This is a genomic window from Clostridium sp. HGF2 (genome assembly GCF_964240115.1).
Lineage (GTDB): Bacteria > Bacillota_I > Bacilli_A > Erysipelotrichales > Erysipelotrichaceae > Clostridium_AQ > Clostridium_AQ innocuum.
In genome coordinates, this window is sequence record NZ_CAXSSO010000002.1 from 196,553 (window position 1) to 220,325 (window position 23,773).

The window sequence follows — 23,773 nt, forward strand, 5'->3', positions numbered from 1 at the left end:
GAAAATCTATATATTCTATGTATACATTCATGAATTCCTGCATAATTCCTTTCATTCTGCACACGATAACAGCAGGTGATGCAAATGAAAAAGGAATATGAGAAACTGAACACCCGCCTGAAAGAGCAAATGCAGACGGATTTAAACTTTGATATCGTTGTAAAACCGCTGCTCGTACAGGGAATCCATATGAATCTGTACTTTGTGGACGGCTTTGCTAAGGATGAAATACTGGAAAAGATGATGGAATTTCTATTAAAAGCCGATTTACAGAAATGCGTGGAAACACAGGATATTCAGACCTTCTGCGACTCCTGGCTCTCCTATCTCGAGGTGGATGTGCAGCCGGATTTTGCGGCGATGATTACATCTGTTTTAAGCGGCAGTGTACTGATGATTGTGGAGGGCTATGAAGAAGGTATCGTGATTGATGCCAGAACGTATCCTACACGCAGTATGCAGGAGCCGGAGGATGATAAGGTGCTGCGCGGCAGTCGGGACGGCTTTGTGGAAACACTGATTTTCAATACAGCCTTAATACGGCGAAGAATCCGCGATACACATCTGCGAATGGAATACCATACGCTGGGCTCTATGAGCAAAAGTGATATTGTGCTGTGCTATATGGATGGACTGGCTGATAAGGATTTGCTGGATGATATCCGCAATAAGCTGTCGGAAATCCATGTGGAGGCGCTGACCATGGCACAGGAGAGTCTTGCTGAAGCACTGGTACCGCACAAATGGCTGAATCCGTTTCCCAAGGTTCGCTATACAGAGCGTCCGGATGCGGCCAGCAGTAATATTCTGGAGGGAAAGGTCATTTTAATGATTGACAACTCGCCCAGTGTGCTCATCCTGCCGACCAGCTTTTTTGACTTCATACAGGAGGCACAGGACTATTATCTGCCACCGATTACCGGAAGCTATCTGCGCATCGTACGCATTCTGGTGTTTTTCCTGACACTGCTTGTCACACCCATCTGGTACTATCTCAACTGCAATCCGCAGCTGACACCGGACTGGCTCAGCTTTGCGATGATACAGGACCATATGAATCTGCCGATCATCGTGCAGTTTCTGGTGCTGGAATTCGGTATTGATGCTCTGAAGATGGCATCTCTCAACACCCCAAGCTCCCTGAACAGCTCCTTCAGTATCATCGGTGCACTGATCCTGGGGGATTTTGCAGTGAATGCAGGCTGGCTGGCACCGGAAATTATCCTGTATATGGCATTTGTGGCACTTGCGAACTTCACGCAGCCAAGCTATGAGCTGGGCTATGCGATCAAATTCATGCGTGTGATGCTGCTGGTGCTTACGGCGATTTCACCGGTTTGGGGCTTCTGGCTCGGTATCGCACTTATGCTGATTATCATGGCAAGCAACCGCACCGTGACAAACACCTCCTATTTCTATCCGCTGTTCCCGTTCAATCCACATGATTTCAAAATGATATTCGCACGAAAAAAGCTGCGCGGGAAAAGTAGCAGCCGTTCCTGAAACTTTTGCTTCCATAATCTGCGAAACGTGTTACCATATGCATGAGGATGTGATTTGCATATGGTAAAAACAATACAGGATAATATACTGGCACATTGTATGGAGCTGGCGCTGATGCCTGCTTTGCTGTACAGCTATCGCGACGGCGGTGTTCTGTACTGGATCGTATTGATTTTGATGGATGACTATATATTGAGGCATCAGGATGTGAAGGGACTGCTGCCGCTGTGGGGGGATGCACGCTATAAAAAGGATATCCGTCTGCTGCTGATTCTGGAGGGCTGTATGCTGGCAGGTATTGTGATCATCGCCTTTAAAAACTGGCAGGTTTCCGCGATTCTGCTTGTGAATGACCTGATTCTTGATTTTATCGGTATATTTGGACAGTATAATACAAAGAAAAACAAATAGGAACTTTAAAAATAGCGGATTATGTGCTAAAATAATGCCGTAATGTTAAATGTTAATAGGAGGAATTATAACATGGCAAATTGTTTAGTTGCACAGTCTGGTGGACCAACTACCGTTATTAACGCTTCTTTGGCAGGTGTGGTACGCGCAAACCAGTTGAACCCTGTATATGACCACGTATATGGTGGATTAAATGGTATTGAAGGAATTCTGGAAGACCGTTTATACGATCTGACAAACATGAGCGAGTACGAAAACAGACTTCTGCGTCAGACGCCGTCTTCTGCACTTGGAAGCTGCCGCTACAAGCTGAAGAGAAACGATGAAACAGATTACCGCAAGCTGGTTGAAATCATGGACAAGCATGATATCGAAATTCTGTTCTATATCGGCGGAAATGATTCCATGGATACTGTTGATGCACTGAGCCAGTGGGCGAAGGCAAACAATATCGACAAGCGTTTTGTTGGTATTCCAAAAACAGTAGACAATGACCTGATGGTTACTGACCACTGTCCGGGATTCGCTTCAGGAGCTAAATTTGCTAATGAAGTTGTAAACGCTACTTGGCTGGACTACAACGTATATACACGTGAAGAAGTATTTATTCTGGAAACAATGGGTAGAGATGCAGGATGGCTTGCAGGATCTACAGTTGTTACCGGAAGAGTTGACCTGATCGTTCTGCCTGAGGTTGATTTCGATAAGGAAAAATTCCTTGCACAGGTTAAGAAATGCATGGATGAAAAAGGAAAATGCTACATCGTTACAAGTGAGGGTGCTCACTATGCAGACGGTACATACATTGCAGCCGGTGAAGCTGTAAATGACGGTTTCGGACACGCTGTATTAGGTGGTGCCGGTGAAAACCTGAAAAATATGATTCTGGAAGCTGGTATCGCTCCTCGTGCTAAGGTGCAGGATCTGAGCACTGCAGCAAGAAGCTCCAACTTCGCACAGTCACTGGTTGACGTTACAGAAGCATTTGAGCTGGGGATGTCAGCACACAGCAGAAGTGCTGATGGCAAATTTACAGGACACGTAGTTGCCGTACAGAGAGAATATGTGGATGGAAGATATAATGCAAAATTCATCTCCGGACCTGCTGAAAACTTCGCTAACCATGTAAAACATGTACCTGTTGAATGGATTCTGCCGGATTACCAGGGTCTGACACAGGAATTCTATGACTACATCACACCACTGATTCAGGGTGAGCCTACACTGATCATGGAAAACGGAATTCCTAAGACAATCGTTCCTTTCAACAAACGATAAGATTATACATGAACAGCAAAAAGGATGTGTTCTCATATTGAGAGCATCCTTTTTTTCTGCAGCTGCCTGGGAGCGAAAGGGTGTCCATATATAATGCACAAATTTATCATTTTTGTCTGAAAATAAAGTGATACATAGCATGCTAATGCATTTGGTTTCATAAAAATGACGGTTTTCTTTCATGAAAATGTAAACAAAAATGACATTTTCGTGTGAAAGTGAGAGTTAAAATATTGTATTTCTATGTGAATTACGATATAATAAGGTCATTATCAGGAATGATAGGAGGGAATTAGATGAAAAAGCTATTCAAAGTGATGGCCGCAGCAGCATGTGCGCTTTCACTGACAGCCTGTGGAGGATCTTCTAAAAAAAGTGATACATTAGTTGTAGGAGCTGAGGAACTTACAGGAACATTTTCACCATTGTACTACACTGGTGCTTACGACGGATACGTAATCGATCTAGTGTACAACAAATTGATGGAGTATGACGTGGATGGTAATTTACAGCCTTCTCTGGCAGAAAAAACGGACGTTGCCAAGGATGGTAAAACAATTACATTCAATCTGAGAAAGGGTGTTAAGTTCTCAGACGGAAGCGACTTTACAGCAAAGGATGTTGAATTCTCATACAAGGTAGTTTCAGATCCAAGCTATACAGGACGTTTCATCTCTACTTGCCAGTATCTGGAAGGATACAAGCAGTACAACAACAAAAAGAACAAGGAAGAACCAGATTATCCTGGTATCGAAGTGAAGGACGATTATACTGTCGTATTCCACTTCACAGAAGCAAGAAACGATAATCTGCAGAGTTTGATGAACATCAGTGTTATCAGCTCTAACCAGTTTAAGGATTCCTATGCTTACAAGAAAACAAAACCAATTCAGGATGCTGTAGGTAAACCAATCGGAACCGGACCATACGTATTGGACAAATGGGAAGCCGGTACAGGTGCTTCTCTGAAAAAGAATGAGAAATACTGGGGCGATGATTACAAGGGCATTGCAAATGTCATTATCAAACCGGTAAAGATGGAAACGGAATATCAGGAACTGAAATCCGGCAATATCGACCTGCTGGCAGGACAGATTGAGCCTAAGAAAATCGGACCTGCTTCCAACAACGAGGATCTGACAATCAACCACTACCCACGTGGTGGTATGGGTTACATCACTTACAACACAGTAAATGGTGCAACAAGTGAAAAAGAAGTACGTCAGGCACTGTCTTACGCATTCGACCGTCAGTCTTTCGTGAATTCTTACTATGAATGCAAGGACTGCAAGGATCTTGATGGTGTAGAAATCGGTTATGTACCAACAACTTGGAACAACCCAATCTCTAAGCTTGGTAAAGTTATCACAGGCGAGGAAAAGGTTGACGGCTTAACAAACTACAGCTATGACATCGAAAAGGCGAAAAAGCTTCTGGATGATGCAGGATGGAAAGTCGGAGCTAGCGGATTCCGTGAAAAAGACGGACAGAAGCTGGAAATCAAAATCATGGCAATCAAAGATCATGATATCCTGAACAACCTGATCCCTATGTGGAAAAAGGCTTGGGGTGAAGAGCTGAAAGCTGATGTTAAGGTTGCAACTGTTGACTTCAACACACTGATGGATAAAGTATACTATGACAAGAACATTGAAGAATGGAACGTTTACTTCATGGCTACTTCTTTCACAGATGATACAATGTCAGGTGCTGTAACGAACTTTGATTCCAAATATGTTGGTGATGGTCTGGACAACACAAGCCGTCTGAAAGACGAGAAGCTGGATAGTCTGATGGATGCTGCATTGACAGAAATGGATATGGATAAAGCAAAAGACAAATGGGTAGAGGCTCAGAAACAGGTAAATGAAGACGTTTCTGCACTGCCTGTATATGGTAACACTTACTTTGACTTCTACAACAAGAAGATCAAGAACCTGAAGACAAGTGCACTGTACCAGTGGACACATGGTCTGAGGGATGCTACAATCGAGTAAAGTTAAGTAGTAAACTGTAAAGTGTTCAAATAAGAGCAAGGATACACTTGCTCTTATTTATGTTTTAATTCAACTTCTATGTTTCAAAATTAAGTTTTTTTGGAGGTGATCTCATGCTGAAATATATAGTTAAACGTTTGCTAAATCTAATTCCTGTCATATTTATTATTTCAATCGTCATTTTTGGGACCGTAAAAGGAATGCCAGGAGATCCAGTTGATGCTTATCTGGGAATGGGAAGCAAGGCTACCCCGGAACAGAAACAGCAGATTCGTGAGGAATTGGGACTTGATAAATCTCTGCCAGAACAGTATGTAATCTGGGTTGGAAATCTTGCTAAAGGAGAACTGGGGACATCTACCAAGTTCAAACTTCCAGTTTCTGAAATCATTGGAGACTACGTATGGAATACATTCCTGCTGAACCTGGTTTCCCTCGTTATCGGTATCGGGCTTTCTATTCCGATTGGAATTAAGCAGGCAACAAAAAAATTCTCTAAATTCGACAATTTCTGGACAGTATTCTCCTTATTGGGTGTATCTGTGCCAACTTTCTTCTTTGCGCTGATTCTGATTTTCTTCGTAGCGCTGCCTTCCGGCGTGATACCAGTCAACGGTATGCGTACCCCGGATCTTGCAGTCTTCGGATATGATAATATATTCCAGGAAATCGGAGATGTTGCATTGCATATGCTGCTGCCGACAATTGTTCTTGCGTTCGGTAACTTTGCGACCTTCTCCCGTTATGTACGAAGCTCCATGATCGATGTTATCAATCAGGACTATGTACGAACCGCGCGTGCAAAGGGCTTGAAAGAGAAAACAGTGATTTACCGTCATGCATTTAAAAATGCGCTGATACCTCTTGTCACGCTGCTGGGTCTGTACATTCCTTCCCTGTTCAGTGGGGCAATGATTCTGGAATCCGTATTCCTGTGGCCTGGTCTGGGTAAGATTTTGATCGAGGCAATCAGTGGACAGGATCAGAGTATTATCACGGCGTGTCTGATGTTCTCTGCCATTTTGATGGTGCTGGGAAATCTGTTGTCGGATATTCTGTATTCCGTTGTCGATCCACGTGTTAAAGTAGAATAGAGGTGATTAGAATGGCGAAAGAAAATGTAAATCAAACTGAAATAAAGCTGGATAAAAGCGATACCATGGGCCCTTGGCAAATTGCATGGAATAAATTCAGACAAAACAAAATCGCTATGGCTGGTCTGATCATTTTTATACTGATCGTTCTTGCCGTGATTTTCGTACCGATCATAAGCGGTGTTAATGTAAATGATTATAGCTTTGATACAAAAAATATTGGACCGAATGCTGAGCACTGGCTGGGTACTGACCAGCAGGGGCGTGATGTATTCTTCCGTTTGTTCCTGGGTGGACGTATTTCTATCATGGTAGGTATCATCGCTGCCCTGATTACGGTGCTCCTTGGCTGTGTGATCGGTGGTATATCCGGTTATTATGGTGGATGGATTGACAATCTTCTTATGCGTTTTGCGGAAATTGTGTACTCTCTGCCATTTACACCACTGATTCTTGTACTGGCATATAATATGTTATGGACACCGTCAAATGTGAAAATGTATATCGTATCGTTTCTGATCGGTGTGCTGTCGTGGCCGGGACTGGCGCGTCTTGTGCGCGGGCAGATTCTGTCACTTCGCGAACAGGAATTCATGCAGGCCTGCGAGGCACTTGGTCTGAGTGATTTTTCAAAAATATTCAAGCATCTGATACCGAATGTTTTATCCATGATCATTGTTAATGCGACATTGTCCATGGCGAGTGCTATTCTGACAGAGGCCGGATTATCTTTCCTTGGTATGGGTGTTACCGCACCTACGCCTTCCTGGGGAAATCTGATGGAACTGGCAAGAAATACCGAAGTCTTCCAGGACTTTCCATGGAACTGGCTGCCTGCCGGTATCATGTGTCTGCTGACCGTTATCTCCATCAATCTGATTGGAGAGGGACTGCGTGATGCGTTTGACCCGAAAGATATACGATAGGAGCTGGTGAGTATGGAACAAGTAAAGAACAAGAAAATATTGGATGTTGAAAATCTGAAAGTATATTTCTATACAAAAAAGGGTGTTTCCAAGGCGGTAGACGGAAACAACTTCAAAATGTACGAAAATGAAACACTGGCAATCGTTGGGGAATCCGGCTGTGGAAAGAGTGTTACGGCCATGAGTATCCTTGGTCTGGTGGATGAACCCGGTAAAATCGGGGAAGACAGCAAGATCATGTATGGTGACAAAAACCTTGCGACATTAAAGGATGATGAAATCCGTAAGATTCGTGGTAACGATATCTCTATGATTTTTCAGGAGCCGATGACTTCATTGAACCCGGTATTCACAGTAGGAAATCAGATTATGGAGAATATCCTGCTGCATGAGGATGTAAAAAAGGAAGAGGCACACGAACGCGCTGTCAAGCTTCTGGACATGGTTGGAATTTCCCGCCCGGAAAAGGTTGTGGACAACTACCCGCATCAGCTTTCCGGTGGTATGCGTCAGCGTGTTATGATCGCTATGGCGCTTGCATGTAATCCAAAGCTGCTGATTGCCGATGAACCGACAACAGCACTGGATGTTACCATTCAGGCACAGATTCTGAAGCTGATGAATGATCTGAAGGAAAAAACAGGAACCTCCATCATGCTGATTACGCATGACCTTGGTGTGGTTGCACAGATGGCGGACCATGTAAATGTCATGTATGCCGGTAAGGTAGTGGAAAGTGCTCCGGTATTTGAAATCTTCAAAAACCCGAAGCATCCGTATACCGTTGGCTTAATGAGCAGTATGCCTTCCCTGAACAGCGGAAGCAAACGTCTGAGTACGATTGAAGGGAATGTACCAAACCCGATCAATCTGCCAAAGGGCTGCTATTTCGCAGACCGTTGTCCGAAGGCGATGCCAAAATGCAGGGAGTCCCAGCCGCATGACGTGAAGGTCGGATTCAGACATCACGTTAGCTGCTTCCTGTTTGATGATGCGAAAGGGGAGGAATAAAAAATGGAAGACAAGAAAGTAATTCTCGAAGTCAAAGACCTGAAAAAATATTTCCCTCTTGGAAAAGGTAAACTGGATAAAAATAAAAAATATGTAAAGGCTGTTGATGGTGTATCCTTCAAGCTGTATGAAGGGGAGACGCTTGGTCTTGTTGGAGAATCCGGCTGTGGAAAATCCACACTAGGACGTGCAATTCTTCGTCTGCATGAACCGACAAGCGGGGAAGTGCACTTCAATGGTGAAGATATTCTGAAAAAGAACCGTAAGGAAATGCGAAAGCTGCGTGAGGAAATGCAGATCATTTTCCAGGATCCATACAGCTCTTTGAATCCCCGGATGAATGTATACAACATTTTGAGTGAACCGCTGGTTGCGCATGGCTATTATAAAAAAGGTGACGAGCTGAAACAGTATATTCTGAATCTGATGGAAAAATGCGGTTTGCCGCCATACTACTGCTACCGTTACCCGCATCAGTTCTCCGGAGGTCAGCGTCAGCGTATCGGTATCGCCCGTTCTCTGGCACTGGATCCAAGCTTCATCGTATGTGATGAGCCGGTATCCGCACTGGATGTTTCCATTCAGTCACAGATCATCAACCTGATGATGGATATGCAGGAAGAACGAAAGATTTCTTACATCTTTATTTCTCATGACCTCAGTGTTGTGAAGCATATCAGTAACCGTGTAGGTGTTATGTACCTTGGTTCACTGGTAGAGCTTGCGGATAAGGATGAAATCTATGAGAATCCGCAGCACCCTTATACAAAGGCGCTGATGGCTGCGATTCCAAAGCCGGATCCTACACAGCGTTCCAGCATGGAAGCAATTCATGGAGAGATTCCAAGCAATGTCAACGTACCAAGCGGATGTAAATTCCACCCGCGTTGTCCATACGCGAAGGATATCTGTAAAACACAGGAGCCGGCAGCGAAGGAAATCAAACCGGGTCACGTTGTTCTCTGCCATTTTGGCGGTGAGTTCTAGTGTTCATCAATAAACCGAAATTTAAGGATCTGTTGAAAAAGAAGGAAGTGCGGGAAGGGAAGGAAGCAAATCTTGAAAAGGGTGACTTTCTGGCTCTCATTATGGCTGCATTCTCGGTGTTTGTACCGGTAATTCTGCTGTTCTGTGCCGTACTCGGTATATTTATCTGGCTCTTTCTTCTGTATATTCACTAAGTCGTTAAAGACGAAGGCACAGGTGTCTGCAAATATTTGTAGAGCTCTGTGCTTTTTTTGTATTGGCTTTTTATGACTGTATCCAGACGAAAATGACTACAATTGGTATTTTCCTTGAAGCTTTCAGCTGCAGGACGTGCGGTGGTACAGCTTTTCCTTTGTCGAAAAAAGCGCTTTGTAATGCATTCTTCCATTGCTTATAGGCTCAAAAAATGTTATTATTTTAGGTAGAGATAGACTCATGGAAGCGTTGTGATTCTATCAGATAAGGACTACTTTTAATAAGTATTACATGAAGTAAGAGGAGGACATACTTATGTTAAAAGGTATTGCAGCATCCGCAGGGATTGCGATTGCAAAGGTTTACAAGCTGGAAACACCGAGCTTCGAAATTGTTAAGACAGAAGCAACACCTGCAGAAGAGGTAGCGAAATTCAACGCTGCTTTGGAAAAAACGAAATCTGATATCGAAGGTATCAAGGAACGTGCCGCAAAACGTCTGGCACCGGAAGAGCTGGCAGTTTTTGATGCTCACCTGATGATGGCAGGGGATCCTGAGCTGGCAAGCCAGATTATCTCAATGATTGAAAACGACAAGGTAAACGCAGAATTTGCGACCAATGAAGTTGCGAATATGATGGTTGCCATGTTTGAATCCATGGATAACGAATACTTTAAAGAGAGAGCAGCTGATGTTAAGGATGTTACATTCCGTTTGAAATGTAATCTGCTGGGACTGACGATTCCTGATCTGAGTGCAATCAACGAGGATTCCGTTATTATCGCACATGATTTGACACCTTCCGACACAGCGCAGCTGAATGAATACGCAAAGGGCTTTGCGACGAATATCGGTGGTAAGACAAGCCACTCTGCTATCATGGCAAACTCTCTGGAGATTCCTGCTGTTGTAGGCTGCAGTGGTGTTCTGGATGCCGCAAGCAATGGCGATACGGTAATTCTGGATGCATTGGACGGCGTTGTTATTCTGAATCCAACTGCTGAGGAAATCAAGGAATATGAAGGAAAACGTACTGCTTATATGGAAGAAAAAGAAGCACTGAAGGTATTAAAGGATGCAAAATCCATTACAACAGACGGACATGAGGTTGAGCTTGCCGGAAATATCGGTACACCGGATGATGTAGAGGGTGTGTTGAACAATGGTGGTGAAGGTATCGGTCTGTACCGTACAGAATTCCTGTATATGCACTCTGATCACTTCCCTACTGAGGATGAGCAGTTTGAAGCTTATAAAGCAGTTCTTGAAGGTATGGGAGGACGCCGTGTTGTCGTACGTACACTGGATATCGGTGGTGACAAAAAGCTTCCTTACTTCACGTTCGATCCGGAAATGAACCCGTTTTTGGGATATCGTGCAATTCGTCTGTGTCTGGACAGAACAGAAATTTTCCGCACACAGCTGCGTGCACTGATCCGTGCTTCTGTTTACGGAAGACTGTGCATCATGTTCCCGATGATTGCGACGGTTGATGAATTCCGTCAGGGTAAGGCAATCTTTGAAGAAGAAAGAGAAAAACTGATTGCAGAAGGTGCTAAGGTTGCAGATAAAATCGAAGTAGGTATGATGGTGGAAATTCCTGCTGCTGCAGTAAATGCAGATAACTTTGCGAAGGAAGCAGATTTCTTCTCCATTGGTACAAACGATTTGATTCAGTACTCTATGGCAGCTGACCGTATGAATGAGAAGGTATCCTACCTGTATCAGCCATACAATCCATCTATCCTGCGTCTCATTAAAATGACGATTGACGGAGCTCACAAGGAAGGTAAATGGGCTGGTATGTGTGGAGCAATGGCTGGAGAAGAATATGCGGTACCTGTACTTCTCGGTCTTGGACTCGATGAGTTCTCCATGTCAGCTACACAGATTCTGAAGGCTCGTAAGATGGTTACCAACCTGAGCAAGAAGGAAATGGAAGGTCTTGCTGAGGAAGCACTGAAGCAGGCGACTGCTGAAGATGTTCTTGCACTTGTGAAAAAAGCAGTGGAATAATATTTATAAATGGAACCGGATGGCAGACTGCTGTCCGGTTTTTTTATAGTGAAACAGACTGAATTTCCAGTGAAAAATACGAACGGTACTGCAGCTTTTGCTGTATCAATCATTCAGACAGCGTATGAAATCGCTAAATAGTATGTAAAAAACTGCATTTATAGACACTTGTATCGACAGAGTGTTTAAAAACATATATGATTGTGATATGATAATACCATGAAAACAGATAAGTTAGAGAGCTTGTATACACACATTGAAGAAAAAAGAGTCCTTCGTGATTTTGAAGGCATTTTTCATTATGCCTCCCTGTTATATACAGCCAGCAGGGAACAAAACAATGACCATTATTTGATAATCAGCTGTTATTTTCTTGGCAGCTCCTATTTCAACACAGGTGTTTATGATAAAGCGATGAAATATCTGCAGGAGGGAATTCGCATCGGAGAACATACGCCCTATCCATTTTTTCAGATGATGTGCTATAATCTGGCAGGGATGGTGAGTGGAACGCTTGGCGATGATATCATGTCGGTTGAATATATGCTGAAGTCCTATTATATCGCTTTGGATCATCAGGAGCTCGGGTATCTGTATATCATTTTAAACAATCTGGGTGTACTCTTTTTTAACCTTGGTTATTATGAAATCGCAAAGGAATATTTCACCAATGCCTTTGAAGAGCGCGGAATCGGTAGCTATGATGATCTTAAAATCAATGATGGCTTCAATATCATCAATCTGATGGGGACAAGCATTTATCTGAAGGATGATCTTGAATATGAGCGCTGGCTGATCTGGTACCGAGAATTTCAAAAACGATTTCAGATCGTTACAGTAGATAATGACTATCAGATGTATCAGGTTCTCTTGTCTGCCCATACGCAGGATATAGCAAGGCTGCGTGCTGAAGTGGTCCGCTTTCTGGAAATTGCCGGCAGAGAAGAGGATCGTTTGCATACGTTTAAAAATCTCCTTAAGGTATTTAAGGTCTGCATGCAGTTTCAGGAACAGAAGCTTTCCTCACAGATTTTATATGAGCTTCAGCTGATTCTTCAGGATTATCCGAATTATCAGAATCATTCCGAGCTTAAGGAATGTCAGGTCATTTATGCGAACACGTTTAAAGCTGAACAGGAGCGTCTACAGGCGCTGGAGGAGTATTATGATATTCGGCAGCTGGAGCTTTCGGCTGCACACAACAACATGAAGAATACGCTGCTGTTAAAGATAGACATGGAACAGCTGCTGTATGAACGTAATCAGATTTTAAAGGAAAACAGGGAGCTGGAGCGTCGTTCTGAAATAGAGGAATTCACAAATGTCATGAATAAAACGGCGTTTCGGACACATGTGAGTGCAGAGCTTGAAACCATGCATCAGGATCAGTATGTCTGCCTGTTGGTCATTGATATTGATAAATTTAAAAGCATCAACGACACCTTCGGTCATCTTGTCGGTGACCAGGTGCTTCTGCATGTCGTTAAGGTGTTGAAGGAGGTTCTTCGCAGCAGCGAATTCATCGGTCGCATCGGCGGTGATGAGTTCTGTGTGTTTATGAAGAATATCCTTTCTCTGCCCTATCTGTATGAGCGTCTGGATGAGATTTTAGATCGTCTGGTAAATACAAGAATCGAGGACAGACAGGTCCTGAGTGCCAGTATCGGTGTATGTATGAGCAATCATATCTGCAGGTATGATGAGATATTCCAAAAGGCGGATGAAGCGATGTATCACGCAAAGAACGCCGGTGGAAACTGCTATGATATTACAGAATTGAGTACATGACAAGATATTGCTAAAAATGACAAGATATTTTATATTTGATACTGTATACTATGTACTGTAGTCGGCAGATATGCCGCTTAATCACAAAGTTATCAGAGAGGAAAACAGCCGCGGTAAACCCCGGACATGAATGCAGTTCAGCGGTTTTTCAATGATGGAGCGATATGAGGATCGTCTCTATTGCTGATAATCTTGTATAAAGAAATGATTCTTACGATCCCTTTCAAGAATCATTTTTTTTATTTTTCACGCGTTTTCAATTTGTCTGTGATGTGATAGAATGATTCCATGAGAGCGGGGATGAGAATGAGAAAAAAAAGACTATGCGGAATCGTGTGCCTGTGTCTGGTGCTGAGTGGCGGATGCAGTGCAGCTGAGCCAAAGGAGGAGAAAAAATCCTCACAGTATTTTCTATTTGCCACACCTTTATCTACGCATACGCTATGGCAAAAGGCCAGAGAAGGGATGCAGGATGCCTGTACAGAGCTGGAGGTGCATTGTGACTGGAAGGGACCTATTAAAATTTCCACCGATGATATGGTGGATGTCATCAATACAGGTCTTTTGAAAAAAGCAGATGGCATAATCACACAGGGGGTCATCAGCAAGGAGCTGATCCAAAAAGGAAATGACAAGGGTATCCCCTTTGTCCTGGTGGATTCTCCTGTTGAGGGCAGCAGTCCGCTAACGACGATCAGCAAGGACTTTGATGAACAGGCCAGACTTCTGTTAGCCGATATCGAAGAAAAGCTGGGTAAGAATAAAATGCTTCGCATCGGCATTCAGGTCAGTGATTTGAGCTTTGACCTTGCAAGGGATCAGATTGCATCCATTGAAGCTGTATTTGCACAGCATCCCGGCGGCTTTGAGATTGTCGCAAAAAGTGAATCGCGCAGTGACCAGCTCACCTCCCGCAACGAGTGGATCAAGGTGCTGCAGAAGGATACCGGTATGAATGTTTCCATCAACCTTGCAGGGGAGAATGCGATCGGTTTTGTGGATGCAAGCGAATATATGGACAATCGCGATACGATTCTTGTGTACGGCGTTGATGATATGAAGGAAACACTGGAGCTGATACGGGAGGGGAAGGTGGAAGGCAGTATTGTGACATCCTTTTATCAGTACGGATATGAATCGGTACATATATTATATGATTATGTCACCAGGGGAGTACGGCCGGAAAAGGAAAGGATTCCTTCCTATCTTGTGCTCGTTAACAGGAAGAATCTGAATACCTATGCCTCCGCTTTGCAAAAGGAGAAAATGCATGTGGAATAGATCAAAAAGCTTTCGCAGTAAAATCATGAACTACAATCTCATGCTGATCGTGGTGATGGTACTTGTCTGCACGACCTATGTACTTATCAATGATCGAACGATAAAGAAATTCAATTCCACCTATACCACCTACAATGAGCTGAATCAGTTTTATGACAATTTGAAGAATCTCAACGATGCGTTACAGGTGTACCTGTATTCTCCAGATGATCAGAATTATAAGGATTTTCACAGATATCGCACAGTTCTGCAGGGAAATGTGGAAAAGGTAAAGGCGAGTCTGAAAAATCAGGATCATGTCTGGCGTTTCGAGCTGCTAAACAATATGGTGGATGGCTATATGGCGCAGGCAGAGCTGGTCATCGCTTCCGATCTTCAGCAGGAAAAGGAGTTCAGTGCGAAGTATCAGGAGCTGCTGTATGAATATGATCTGATCAATAAGACAGCTAGTGAATATTATGGTCTGGCAACGCAGGATATGCAGCTGCAAAAGGCGGCAGTCAACAGCAATCAGAAGACCATGCAGCTGGTGTCGCTGTTCTTTATCCTCTATCTGATTGTATGGATGATCTATTTTTCCATATCCACTATCAAATCCATCACCGATCCTCTGGAAAAGGTAATCAATAATATGAACCGTATCAAGAAGGGAGCATATGACCTTACGCAGATTTCCAATACGAATAAGGAGATGAATGTGCTTTGTCTTGCCCTGGAGGATATGGCGGACAGTATCGAAAAAAACATCCAGTATGAAAATGAAAAGGCAAGGCTGGAACGCAGGGTTCTGGAACAGCAGAATGACAATCTGCGAAAAGATGAGCTGCTTGCCCAAAGCGAGCTGCGCATTTTACAGAATCAGATCAATCCGCATTTCCTGTTCAATACACTGAATATGATTTATAAAAAGGCGTACAGTGAGGGAGCCTATGAAACAAGTGAGCTGATGGAAAAGACGAGCCAGCTGCTTCGCTACGGTCTTGATAATGCAAGTAAAATCAGTTCTCTGAAAAAGGAAATCAAGGCAATTTACAACTACAATTACATACAGGAAAAACGATACGGTGACAGAATCCGCTTTCTGATGGATATTGAGGAGGATTTGCCGGATATCCCGATGCCCTCCATGGTGCTGCAGCCGCTTGTGGAAAATGCGGTGTCACACGGCTTACAGGATATTATCGAGGATGGAGAGGTTGTGATTGAGGTAAGCCGTCTCAATGATGAAATCATGATATCTGTCAGTGACAACGGTACCGGTATGCCTGCGGATGAGCTGGAGAAGCTTATTCTGAACGATTTCCGCATGAGCAGTGATGAACGCTCTCATCTTGGGCTTTATAATGTTACAAGGCGCCTGAAGGCCTTTTATGGCGATGGGGTACGTATCATTGTCAACAGTCTGGAGGAATGCGGATTTGAAATCAATATACAGATTGATTTGAAGGAGAACGGATATGTATAAAATCATGATCATTGAGGATGAACAGATTGAGCGGGAAACGCTGTATAAAATCATTCAGGAGGGTTTTCCGGAATGTCAGGAGCTGTATGCTGCGAAAAATGGTAAAGAAGCACTGACCCTGTTTGAAGAGCATCATCCGGATATCATATTAGCCGATATCAATATTCCGGGTATCAATGGTCTGGAGGTGATTCGCCGCATTCGGCAGACAGCGGGGGAAGTGGAGTTTCTGATTTTATCCTCCTATAATTACTTCGAATATGCACAGGAGGCGATTCGTCTTGGTGTAGAGGATTTCATCTTAAAGCCGTATACGATTGATCATTTAAAGGATGCTCTGCGAAAAACGATGGAGCAGTTACAGCAGAAGCAGAATGAAAAAAAGCATCAGAGTGATCTGCTGGAAAAAATAGAAAGGATTACTCCGGTCGTGGAAAATGAATGTCTGTTTGCCATATTGTCGAATGAGGATGAGCTGGTGCTGCGCAAGAATCTAAGACTGCTCAGTCCGCGCATCTGCAGCGGCTTCTGTTTCATCATCCGATCCTCTCATTACGATCAAACCTATATGGAAAAGGTGTCCGCAGGCTTCATACAGCTGGGCTTTCGCTGCCTGAAGGAGCTCTTTCATGAGCTGCAGATTTTTTATATCCTTGCAGAGCGGGCTATTCCGCAGGAGGATTTGCAGCATTTGGAGAGCTATATCACAGCATTGCAGTCGGATAGCCTTGAATTTGGTATCGGACCGATTGTAAATGACATTGCGCTGTTTCACCATTCCTTCCAAATAGCAAGAGATCGCATCGGCATTCAGGAGCCGATCTGTTCTCAGCTTCTGCAGGACAGCAGCGATGATTGCAAGGTGGATATCGATCTGGATAAAATTGTTGCACGATTTGTGTCCATCTTTCAGAAAATGGATGAGGAGGGTCTAAAAAGGGCAGTTCATCAGCTCTGTCTGACACTGATTCCTCATGAGCGCAGGCAAATCGTTCAGGAGGTGGCCGATTTGTTTGAAAGGCTGCGTGATACGTTGCAAAAGGAGTATGCGGATATCAATCTGCAAAGGATAGAAATAGCACCACTGCAAATCAGTACGAATATTCATCAGGAGGTGCCGCTGTATCTACATATGCAGATGCATCGACTGTATGATCCCATTGTTGAGGAGCGCTTCCGTAACACCAATCAGCTGGTACGTCAGGCAGTCCGCTATATTGATGCCAACTACCGTAAACAGATCACCCTGAGTGATATGGCGGATGCATTGCAGATTTCACCGTTTTACCTGAGTAAGCTGTTGAATAATTCTCTGCATAAAACCTTTACCGAGCTTGTCAGCGAGCGGCGGGTGGAGGCGAGTAAGGAGCTGTTGAAAAGCGGTAAGCGAATCAAGGAGATTGCTTATGAGGTCGGCTTTCAGGGACAGAATTACTTCACAAAAATATTTAAGAAGTATACCGGTGTAACACCGAAGATGTATAAGAATTCCTTCGACGACAAATAGGAAATAAAAGGAAACTGCAAATAATTGCTAAAGATAACAAGAATTTACTAGTTTAACAGTTATATAATAACATTGCAGATAAAAGACCAATTTAACAATCATAATTATATCTGCAATACCATAATGGTAAGGCTGTTACCAGCCGGCCTTACTTTAATCCTTTTTCTTTAAAAAAACCATGTTTCTCCCAGAACATGGTTTTTTTATGCCAAGCGTAAAAAGAAAAGCAATATCCGAATGGGATGTATTCCACAAGCGAATATTGCATATTCATTCATTGTTCAACCGACTTCAAAATTCATGTATGCACAATGCTGTTTTCATAAACAGATATTGCGGTATCTCTTTTTATTTGGTCAGCTCCAGAAATTCATCAATACGCTGTGCGCATGTATCCAGACAGCTTGTCCAGAATGCTTCATCACACAGGTCGATATCAGCCATCGCTGCAACATCCTCAACACTGGATACCGTTGTTGCTTTTAGAAGCTCACGGTATTTTGGTACGAAAGCTTCTTTCTCTTCCTGATACTTCACAATCAGTCCCCGTGCAAACAGAGCTCCGAATGCATATGGGAAATTGTAGAAGCTCAAACCGCTGGAATAGTAATGGGACTTGCAAATCCACATATACGGATGCAGATAGTCGGGGTCCAGACCGTCCCCATATGCCTGCTTCTGTGTTTCGATCATGATGGCTTCCAGCTCGTCCGCAAACATAAAGCTGTCTTTGCGCTTTTCAAATACTGTCTTTTCAAACAGGAAGCGGGAATAGATATCACAGATAACCTGTGTCAGATCCTGCAGCTGATTTTCAATCAATGTGATTTTTTCCTGACCCTTCGCCTCCTCGATTGCGGCATTCATAATGATGTTTTCATTGAATGTTGAAGCAGTTTCCGCAACCGGCATGGAATAATCGGTATTCAGGGGACGGTGATTCTCAATCATCATACCGTGATAGGCATGTCCCAGCTCATGGGCAAGCGTAACGATATCACCAAGCGCACCGTCATAGTTCGTCAGAACACGGCTCTGTTTTACGCCGCTTAAATTAGCACAGAAGGCACCGCCGACCTTTCCCTTGCGCGGGAAGAAATCAATCCAGCTTTCGTCAAAGGCACGCTCCATCATATCTGCCATATCCTCTGCGAAAGGACGGAAGTGCTTCAGCAGGTATTCCTTTGCCTCCTCTACACGATAGGTTTTTGTTTCCTCACCGAGTGGCGCAAACAGCTCATACCAGGGAAGACCGTTCTTATATCCGAGAAGCTCTGCCTTGCGTCTGAGATAGGCATGAAATTTCGGCATATAGGATTGCATGGTATGCAGCAGGACATCCAGCGTTTCCTGCTTCATGTGCGCATTGTGCAGTGTCATGGCAAGTGGAGAAGCAAAGCCGCGCAGCTCACATTCTGTCAAAACCTGTGCCTTGATGCTGTTTAAGGAAAAGGCAACGGCATCGCGTAGTTTATCATAGGCCTTCAATTCTGCCTCATAGGCACTCTTGCGCACCTTTGCATCACTGTCATAGGCCATATTGCGAATCTGAGAAAGGGTGGAGACTTCGCCCTTATACTCTACCTCTACAATACTCGTCAGATATTCCTGCAGATTGGCCCAGGCTTCACCGCCGCTGATATTCATTTTGGATAATACATCCTCTACATCATCACTGAGCAGATAGGTACTGTCCTCTTTTATTGTATGCAGCAGGTAGCTGTATTCCTTCAGCAGTGCATCCTGTTCAATACACGCATCCAGATCCTCAATTTCTGCCACGTAGCGGTTGAACTTTGCATTTGCTTTCGTGATGCCGCTGAATTTCTGTGAAAACTGATTCATCAGCGAAACCGTTTTTCCATCCGATGTATTCGTGGACTGCTTCAGAGAAATAAAGTGCCCGACGCGATCGGCTAGTGTGTGGAATTCCTCCAGCAGGGACAGCATATCGTGTAAAGCTTTCACCTCGTTATCATGACACAGCTGCTCAGCAGCCTGTGTACAGCGTTGAATAACGGTATCCATTTTTTTGAAGTCATTAACAAAGGCTTCATCATAATATCCCTTGTATAAAACATCTAAAGACCATTCATTCATAAGTATCTACCTTCTTTCATCCTTTAGACAATACCCATATTATATCCCATCTATACAGGAAATGCACAGTTTTACAAAGCTTATTTCAGGAAATTGTGCAGTTGAGAGGATGACATGTAAAAAGACTCCACTTTTCATGGGGTCTCTTATGCAATTCAAACAGGAATACTCTGTTGTGCTGATTGCGATTTTTTTGGTATTTGTAACAGGTTGCAGGAAGGTGTTTTTATCCGCGTGTTCCAACGTGACGACGTGAAAAGGTGTAAATTGCGTAGGCACATACCATAAGCACCGTGCTGTATCCGATGAATATCAGATTGTTGCCAGGAACGGCTTCAAACAGGGTCAGAGAGCCGAAGAGGAAAAAGATGAAGGAGCTTCCCACCTTGACCGTATCTTCACGAAGGTGAGAGAAGATCAGCTTGCCTGCAAAGATACCGAGTATATTCGCCATAATCAGCCCCAGAGAAGCACCGAGGAAAATCGGAAAATGCTCACGCATGTGATCGGCGGCCAGCGCAACGGTGGCAAGCTGCGTTTTATCACCAAGCTCTGCGATAACAAAGGTAAATGCAATGGATACTACGGGAATTTTCATTGCAACATGATGCCCTGCTTCTTCCTCGGTGCTGCAGCGAAGATTCATCAGTCCAAAAAACAGAAACATGGCACTTGCCGCCAGCTTGATCAGACGCATGGGAATCAGATCACCGATCAGATCACCGGCCAGTACGGAGACACCGCTGATGGCAAAGACACCGAGTATCATGCCGGCAATTACGGTTTTTACGGAGTAGCGGTTTGTCAGCGCCATAATCATCAGCTGTGTTTTATCGGCCATCTCTGCCAGAAAAACAAATAGAAATGTATGAAACAGCATAGGTTCACCTCTTTCAACTATATGCGTGGGAAGCAGGCGGTATGCAGGGAATATAAAAAAGATTTTCTTCAGAGCATGGTTGCATATTCTGAAGAAAATCAAGGGGAAAGCTAGGAAATATATGCGAGAATCAGCTTCATGGTGTTTTCCACACCATCATAATGCGTTCGTTCCATTCCATGGGATGCATGTACGCCCGGACCGATCAGTGCACCGCGGATATCACAGCCTCCGCGCAGTGCTGCGCTGACGTCGCTGCCATACATCGGATAAATATCAACGGCATAGCACAGCTTCTTTTCCTTAGCCAGCTCAATCAGCCGGCTGGTCATTTCATAATCATACGGTCCGCTGGAATCCTTGGCACAGATGGAAACATCCTGTTCACTGCAGGCCAGATCAAGACCGATACAGCCCATATCCACGGCTATCAGCTCATTAATGCATTCCGGTATGTGTGACATGCCATGACCGACCTCCTCATATGTGCTCATCATGAAAATAAGATCGTATGCAGGGGTGATGCTGTGTTCCTTCATATGCTGAAGGACGCCCATCAGGGCACTGGCACTGATTTTGTCATCCAGAAAGCGGGATTTGATAAAGCCGCTTTCCGTAATCTGAACCTTTGGATCGATTGCCACAAAATCACCGTTGCAGATGCCGAGTGCTTCCACATCCGCTTTTGTTTTCACAACCTCGTCAATGCGGATTTCCATCTCATCGACCTCACGTTTTCTGGTCGAAGCGTCTTTATATACATGTGATGCGGGAGAACAGGAAAGTACGGTACCGGTATATACCCTGCCATCTCTTGTATGAATGCGGCAGTATTCCCCATCCAGTGTGGGAATGATCGGGCCGCCGATGTTAGTGACTGCCAGCATACCGTTGCTTTTGATGGAGCGTACCATCAGCCCAAGTGTGTCGCAGTGCGCACAGAAGCCGATTGTTTTTTCACTGCTGGAGCCCTTTACATAAATCAGAAGGTTTCCCTTATTGTTGCGTTTTGTCTGATATCCCAAGGCTGCTGCCTCGTCGGCTACAAGGTCAATTGCCTTTTTTGTATAACCGGTTGGGGAGTCCGTCCCCAAAAGTCTTGAAGCAAAATCCAATACGTATGTCTTATCCATTTGTCTACCTCACTTACTTATAGAAACGCCGTCGTTTCCGTCAATTTCGCTGACTCTGACCCGAATGACCTCACGCAGGGAGCTGGGAATATTCTTTCCTATATAGTCAGCGCGAATGGGAAGCTCCCGATGCCCGCGGTCCACCAGCACAGCAAGCTGAATTTCCCTGGCTCTACCATAGTGCATGATCGCATCCATCGCAGCCCGTACGGTTCTTCCCTTGAAGAGTACATCATCCACAAGGATGACCTTTTTATCCTTTACCGGCAGGGATTCCATCGGCAGGGGATAGAGCTTTTCCCGATCATCTCTCCAATGCGATACATCCAGGGCAAAGCAGGGAACACTGACGTCCTCCACGTTGCATATAATGTCTGCCAGTCGTCTGGCAAGAATTTCTCCTCTTGTCTTGATACCGATTAAGACGATATCCTCTACGCCGCGGTTATGCTCGATGATTTCATGCGATATGCGGATTAGAGAACGTTTCATCTGGAGCGCGTCTATGATTTCCTTTGTTTCCATGTACTACCTCCTGACGTACAGCTACTATAAGTATAGCGGTTCGTCTTCGTTTTCGCAATCATTTCCAAGGATTTCACGTAAAATCGAGGCTGTATATTCCTCATACAGCTGCGTATTGTTTTCCGCCCTTCTCGTGTACAGAACATAAACCGGAATATCCTGCAGATAGAGGATGGTAAAGAAATCCCGCAGGAGGGCGTCACAGACAGGCTTGTTTTGAGCACAGCCAAGCGGATTGATGAAATAGGAGGAAATCAGCTGTCCGTTTCTGCGGCAGGGTCCCTTGCGGAACAGGTCCAGACATTCATCCAGTGTTTCCAGTCGCCGATAGCCGTATTCATCGCTGACATTATCCAGATAAAACAAATGTGTAACCTTGTGAAACTGCAGGGTATTTGCATGCTGAATAAGCGGCAGAATCTGATACAGCTCCTGATTTTCCTGTATCAGAAACAGGCTGTCGGAAAAAGTGGAGAATACCGAGGTGATACGGGAATGTGTGATGTTTTTCAGCGCACTGATTTCTCCGCCGGTGCTGACAATTTCCTCATCCAGATAATGCAGGGTTCCATGATCATCATAAACGGGGGCTGCCGATAGCCCCTTCTGTTCACAGACTCGAAGGCAGGCATCAAGCAGCTCACTTTTGCCGGTTCCGCTTTCTCCGGCAAAGACCAGTCCTTTCTTTGTATCACCTGCCTGCATCTGAAGCATGGAGGCATGAATGGGCAGATCGTGCTTCTCCATGCAGATTGCATTGTAAAGGGTCTGCAGCATATCCTTGAGATAGCGTATATGATGCATACGCGGGGTTCCGCTGACCAGTCCAATGGTGATCTGATTCGTTTCATCGTAATAGTAGCAGGCCTGATCCTTTGCGGAGGCTAAGGCAAAAATGAGAATGAAGTCCTGTTGCAGGGACAAGGCAGTGAGCGGATACAGGGCGGCGAGACAGACGCCCAGCTGTACGCATTCTCTGGACAGATAAACAATGCCCTTTTTATCCGCAATCGCAATACTCATTGCAAAAAAAGCATTTGCATCCATACTGATATCGCGGTAGATGAAGGTGGAGGAGCGCTCAATAGAAATATTGGTGGCATCCGGCTGCTGAAAGAGTGGTACATGATGCAGCTGTACCTGTGAAATAAAGGGAATCTGCTCCAGAGGAAGGTGCGCATAGGGATGGGATACCTCACATACACGCAGCTGCAGGGTAGCATCAAATCCAAAGGGCTGCATATGCAGCAGGCTGCTGTCCTTTTGCTTCAGGACGGCCATGTTCTGAAACAGGGTGTCCAGAGAAGGGTTTCGTGCTGCTTCACTGCTGCACAGACGAAATTTTGAAAGTGTCGCGGCATAGGTCAGAAATTCCAGCAGATACGGACTGGGGTGCGGCTGTGCGGTAAGCAGGGCGAGTACTCTTGCTTCCTCAATATCATAAGGATAGGCGTCTATCAGACGGCGCAGGTATTGCTCACCGTCACAATCCTGTGGAAATAAAAGTTCTTTTTTCATATGGGATCACCTGTTTGTAAGCTATGCGGCTGCTGCCGAAAAAAGTACAAATTTGCACAACAGTCAGCAGAGTGGCTCTATTCTACATCATATCGTTTTCTACAGCTTCAGATAGAAAATGCGGAGGTATGCAATCCACTGATGATTTTAAGGGGAAA

General features: G+C 44.4%; 19 protein-coding genes. 14 read left to right on the top strand and 5 right to left on the bottom strand.

Annotation, left to right across the window (positions count from 1 at the left end):
• Nucleotides 1–84 precede the first annotated feature (84 nt).
• The 14 genes from ACESPQ_RS04775 (at nucleotide 85) to ACESPQ_RS04840 (ending at nucleotide 17,459) form a co-directional block, all read left to right on the top strand.
• Nucleotides 85–1,503: a spore germination protein gene (locus tag ACESPQ_RS04775; protein ID WP_002608074.1), complete on the top strand. Its 1,419-nt coding sequence runs from the start codon at nucleotides 85–87 to the stop codon at nucleotides 1,501–1,503.
• Between the two features lie 60 nt (nucleotides 1,504–1,563).
• On the top strand, nucleotides 1,564–1,914 hold the full coding sequence (locus ACESPQ_RS04780; protein WP_002608075.1) for a hypothetical protein: 351 nt from the start codon (nucleotides 1,564–1,566) through the stop codon (nucleotides 1,912–1,914).
• Between the two features lie 72 nt (nucleotides 1,915–1,986).
• Entirely contained in the window at nucleotides 1,987–3,192 is a 1,206-nt protein-coding gene (locus ACESPQ_RS04785) for a diphosphate--fructose-6-phosphate 1-phosphotransferase (protein ID WP_008819701.1), read from the top strand.
• 296 nt (nucleotides 3,193–3,488) lie between these two features.
• Nucleotides 3,489–5,189: an ABC transporter substrate-binding protein gene (locus tag ACESPQ_RS04790; protein WP_002608077.1), complete on the top strand. Its 1,701-nt coding sequence runs from the start codon at nucleotides 3,489–3,491 to the stop codon at nucleotides 5,187–5,189.
• 113 nt (nucleotides 5,190–5,302) lie between these two features.
• On the top strand, nucleotides 5,303–6,283 hold the full coding sequence (locus tag ACESPQ_RS04795; RefSeq protein ID WP_002608078.1) for an ABC transporter permease: 981 nt from the start codon (nucleotides 5,303–5,305) through the stop codon (nucleotides 6,281–6,283).
• An 11-nt stretch (nucleotides 6,284–6,294) separates the two neighbouring features.
• Nucleotides 6,295–7,209 (top strand): oligopeptide ABC transporter permease, encoded by a 915-nt coding sequence (gene opp4C, locus ACESPQ_RS04800; protein WP_002608079.1) that lies wholly within the window; start codon nucleotides 6,295–6,297, stop codon nucleotides 7,207–7,209.
• A gap of 12 nt (nucleotides 7,210–7,221) precedes the next feature.
• A complete protein-coding gene (locus ACESPQ_RS04805; RefSeq protein WP_373144000.1) occupies nucleotides 7,222–8,220 on the top strand; it encodes an ABC transporter ATP-binding protein in 999 nt (332 codons plus the stop codon).
• A 3-nt stretch (nucleotides 8,221–8,223) separates the two neighbouring features.
• Nucleotides 8,224–9,207, top strand: a complete 984-nt coding sequence (locus ACESPQ_RS04810) for an ABC transporter ATP-binding protein (RefSeq protein WP_002608081.1) — start codon at nucleotides 8,224–8,226, stop codon at nucleotides 9,205–9,207.
• Nucleotides 9,207–9,401 (top strand): hypothetical protein, encoded by a 195-nt coding sequence (locus tag ACESPQ_RS04815; protein ID WP_002608082.1) that lies wholly within the window; start codon nucleotides 9,207–9,209, stop codon nucleotides 9,399–9,401. The genes ACESPQ_RS04810 and ACESPQ_RS04815 overlap by 1 nt, the downstream gene beginning before the upstream one ends.
• Before the next feature lie 316 nt (nucleotides 9,402–9,717).
• On the top strand, nucleotides 9,718–11,418 hold the full coding sequence (gene ptsP, locus ACESPQ_RS04820; protein WP_373144002.1) for a phosphoenolpyruvate--protein phosphotransferase: 1,701 nt from the start codon (nucleotides 9,718–9,720) through the stop codon (nucleotides 11,416–11,418).
• 219 nt (nucleotides 11,419–11,637) lie between these two features.
• Nucleotides 11,638–13,206, top strand: a complete 1,569-nt coding sequence (locus tag ACESPQ_RS04825) for a GGDEF domain-containing protein (RefSeq protein ID WP_257271229.1) — start codon at nucleotides 11,638–11,640, stop codon at nucleotides 13,204–13,206.
• A gap of 306 nt (nucleotides 13,207–13,512) precedes the next feature.
• The gene (locus tag ACESPQ_RS04830) at nucleotides 13,513–14,487 is read left to right on the top strand and encodes a sugar ABC transporter substrate-binding protein (protein ID WP_002608085.1); all 975 of its coding nucleotides are present in this window, start codon (nucleotides 13,513–13,515) and stop codon (nucleotides 14,485–14,487) included.
• Nucleotides 14,477–15,952, top strand: a complete 1,476-nt coding sequence (locus tag ACESPQ_RS04835; protein ID WP_002608086.1) for a sensor histidine kinase — start codon at nucleotides 14,477–14,479, stop codon at nucleotides 15,950–15,952. Before ACESPQ_RS04830 ends, ACESPQ_RS04835 begins: the two co-directional genes overlap by 11 nt.
• On the top strand, nucleotides 15,945–17,459 hold the full coding sequence (locus ACESPQ_RS04840; protein ID WP_373144003.1) for a response regulator: 1,515 nt from the start codon (nucleotides 15,945–15,947) through the stop codon (nucleotides 17,457–17,459). The genes ACESPQ_RS04835 and ACESPQ_RS04840 overlap by 8 nt, the downstream gene beginning before the upstream one ends.
• A 348-nt stretch (nucleotides 17,460–17,807) precedes the next feature.
• On the opposite strand, the gene ACESPQ_RS04845 is transcribed toward ACESPQ_RS04840, so the two are convergent.
• From ACESPQ_RS04845 to ACESPQ_RS04865, 5 genes are all read right to left on the bottom strand, one after another.
• Entirely contained in the window at nucleotides 17,808–19,559 is a 1,752-nt protein-coding gene (locus ACESPQ_RS04845) for a M3 family oligoendopeptidase (protein WP_373144004.1), read from the bottom strand.
• 226 nt (nucleotides 19,560–19,785) lie between these two features.
• The gene (locus tag ACESPQ_RS04850; protein WP_257327920.1) at nucleotides 19,786–20,439 is read right to left on the bottom strand and encodes a TMEM165/GDT1 family protein; all 654 of its coding nucleotides are present in this window, start codon (nucleotides 20,437–20,439) and stop codon (nucleotides 19,786–19,788) included.
• A gap of 110 nt (nucleotides 20,440–20,549) precedes the next feature.
• A complete protein-coding gene (locus ACESPQ_RS04855; RefSeq protein ID WP_002608090.1) occupies nucleotides 20,550–21,572 on the bottom strand; it encodes a M42 family metallopeptidase in 1,023 nt (340 codons plus the stop codon).
• 9 nt (nucleotides 21,573–21,581) lie between these two features.
• Nucleotides 21,582–22,097, bottom strand: a complete 516-nt coding sequence (gene pyrR, locus ACESPQ_RS04860; RefSeq protein ID WP_257379372.1) for a bifunctional pyr operon transcriptional regulator/uracil phosphoribosyltransferase PyrR — start codon at nucleotides 22,095–22,097, stop codon at nucleotides 21,582–21,584.
• A 24-nt stretch (nucleotides 22,098–22,121) separates the two neighbouring features.
• Nucleotides 22,122–23,615: a hypothetical protein gene (locus tag ACESPQ_RS04865; RefSeq protein ID WP_002608092.1), complete on the bottom strand. Its 1,494-nt coding sequence runs from the start codon at nucleotides 23,613–23,615 to the stop codon at nucleotides 22,122–22,124.
• Nucleotides 23,616–23,773: the final 158 nt, after the last annotated feature.

What these genes read in the sequence shown, in the direction of transcription:
- ACESPQ_RS04775 (WP_002608074.1), top strand. Translation starts at nt 85, where the DNA reads ATGAAAAAGGAATATGAGAAACTGAACACCCGCCTGAAAGAGCAAATG.
- ACESPQ_RS04780 (WP_002608075.1), top strand. Translation starts at nt 1,564, where the DNA reads ATGGTAAAAACAATACAGGATAATATACTGGCACATTGTATGGAGCTG.
- ACESPQ_RS04785 (WP_008819701.1), top strand. Translation starts at nt 1,987, where the DNA reads ATGGCAAATTGTTTAGTTGCACAGTCTGGTGGACCAACTACCGTTATT.
- ACESPQ_RS04790 (WP_002608077.1), top strand. Translation starts at nt 3,489, where the DNA reads ATGAAAAAGCTATTCAAAGTGATGGCCGCAGCAGCATGTGCGCTTTCA.
- ACESPQ_RS04795 (WP_002608078.1), top strand. Translation starts at nt 5,303, where the DNA reads ATGCTGAAATATATAGTTAAACGTTTGCTAAATCTAATTCCTGTCATA.
- opp4C (WP_002608079.1), top strand. Translation starts at nt 6,295, where the DNA reads ATGGCGAAAGAAAATGTAAATCAAACTGAAATAAAGCTGGATAAAAGC.
- ACESPQ_RS04805 (WP_373144000.1), top strand. Translation starts at nt 7,222, where the DNA reads ATGGAACAAGTAAAGAACAAGAAAATATTGGATGTTGAAAATCTGAAA.
- ACESPQ_RS04810 (WP_002608081.1), top strand. Translation starts at nt 8,224, where the DNA reads ATGGAAGACAAGAAAGTAATTCTCGAAGTCAAAGACCTGAAAAAATAT.
- ptsP (WP_373144002.1), top strand. Translation starts at nt 9,718, where the DNA reads ATGTTAAAAGGTATTGCAGCATCCGCAGGGATTGCGATTGCAAAGGTT.
- ACESPQ_RS04825 (WP_257271229.1), top strand. Translation starts at nt 11,638, where the DNA reads ATGAAAACAGATAAGTTAGAGAGCTTGTATACACACATTGAAGAAAAA.
- ACESPQ_RS04830 (WP_002608085.1), top strand. Translation starts at nt 13,513, where the DNA reads ATGAGAAAAAAAAGACTATGCGGAATCGTGTGCCTGTGTCTGGTGCTG.
- ACESPQ_RS04835 (WP_002608086.1), top strand. Translation starts at nt 14,477, where the DNA reads ATGTGGAATAGATCAAAAAGCTTTCGCAGTAAAATCATGAACTACAAT.
- ACESPQ_RS04840 (WP_373144003.1), top strand. Translation starts at nt 15,945, where the DNA reads ATGTATAAAATCATGATCATTGAGGATGAACAGATTGAGCGGGAAACG.
- ACESPQ_RS04845 (WP_373144004.1), bottom strand. Translation starts at nt 19,559, where the DNA reads ATGAATGAATGGTCTTTAGATGTTTTATACAAGGGATATTATGATGAA.
- ACESPQ_RS04850 (WP_257327920.1), bottom strand. Translation starts at nt 20,439, where the DNA reads ATGCTGTTTCATACATTTCTATTTGTTTTTCTGGCAGAGATGGCCGAT.
- ACESPQ_RS04855 (WP_002608090.1), bottom strand. Translation starts at nt 21,572, where the DNA reads ATGGATAAGACATACGTATTGGATTTTGCTTCAAGACTTTTGGGGACG.
- pyrR (WP_257379372.1), bottom strand. Translation starts at nt 22,097, where the DNA reads ATGGAAACAAAGGAAATCATAGACGCGCTCCAGATGAAACGTTCTCTA.
- ACESPQ_RS04865 (WP_002608092.1), bottom strand. Translation starts at nt 23,615, where the DNA reads ATGAAAAAAGAACTTTTATTTCCACAGGATTGTGACGGTGAGCAATAC.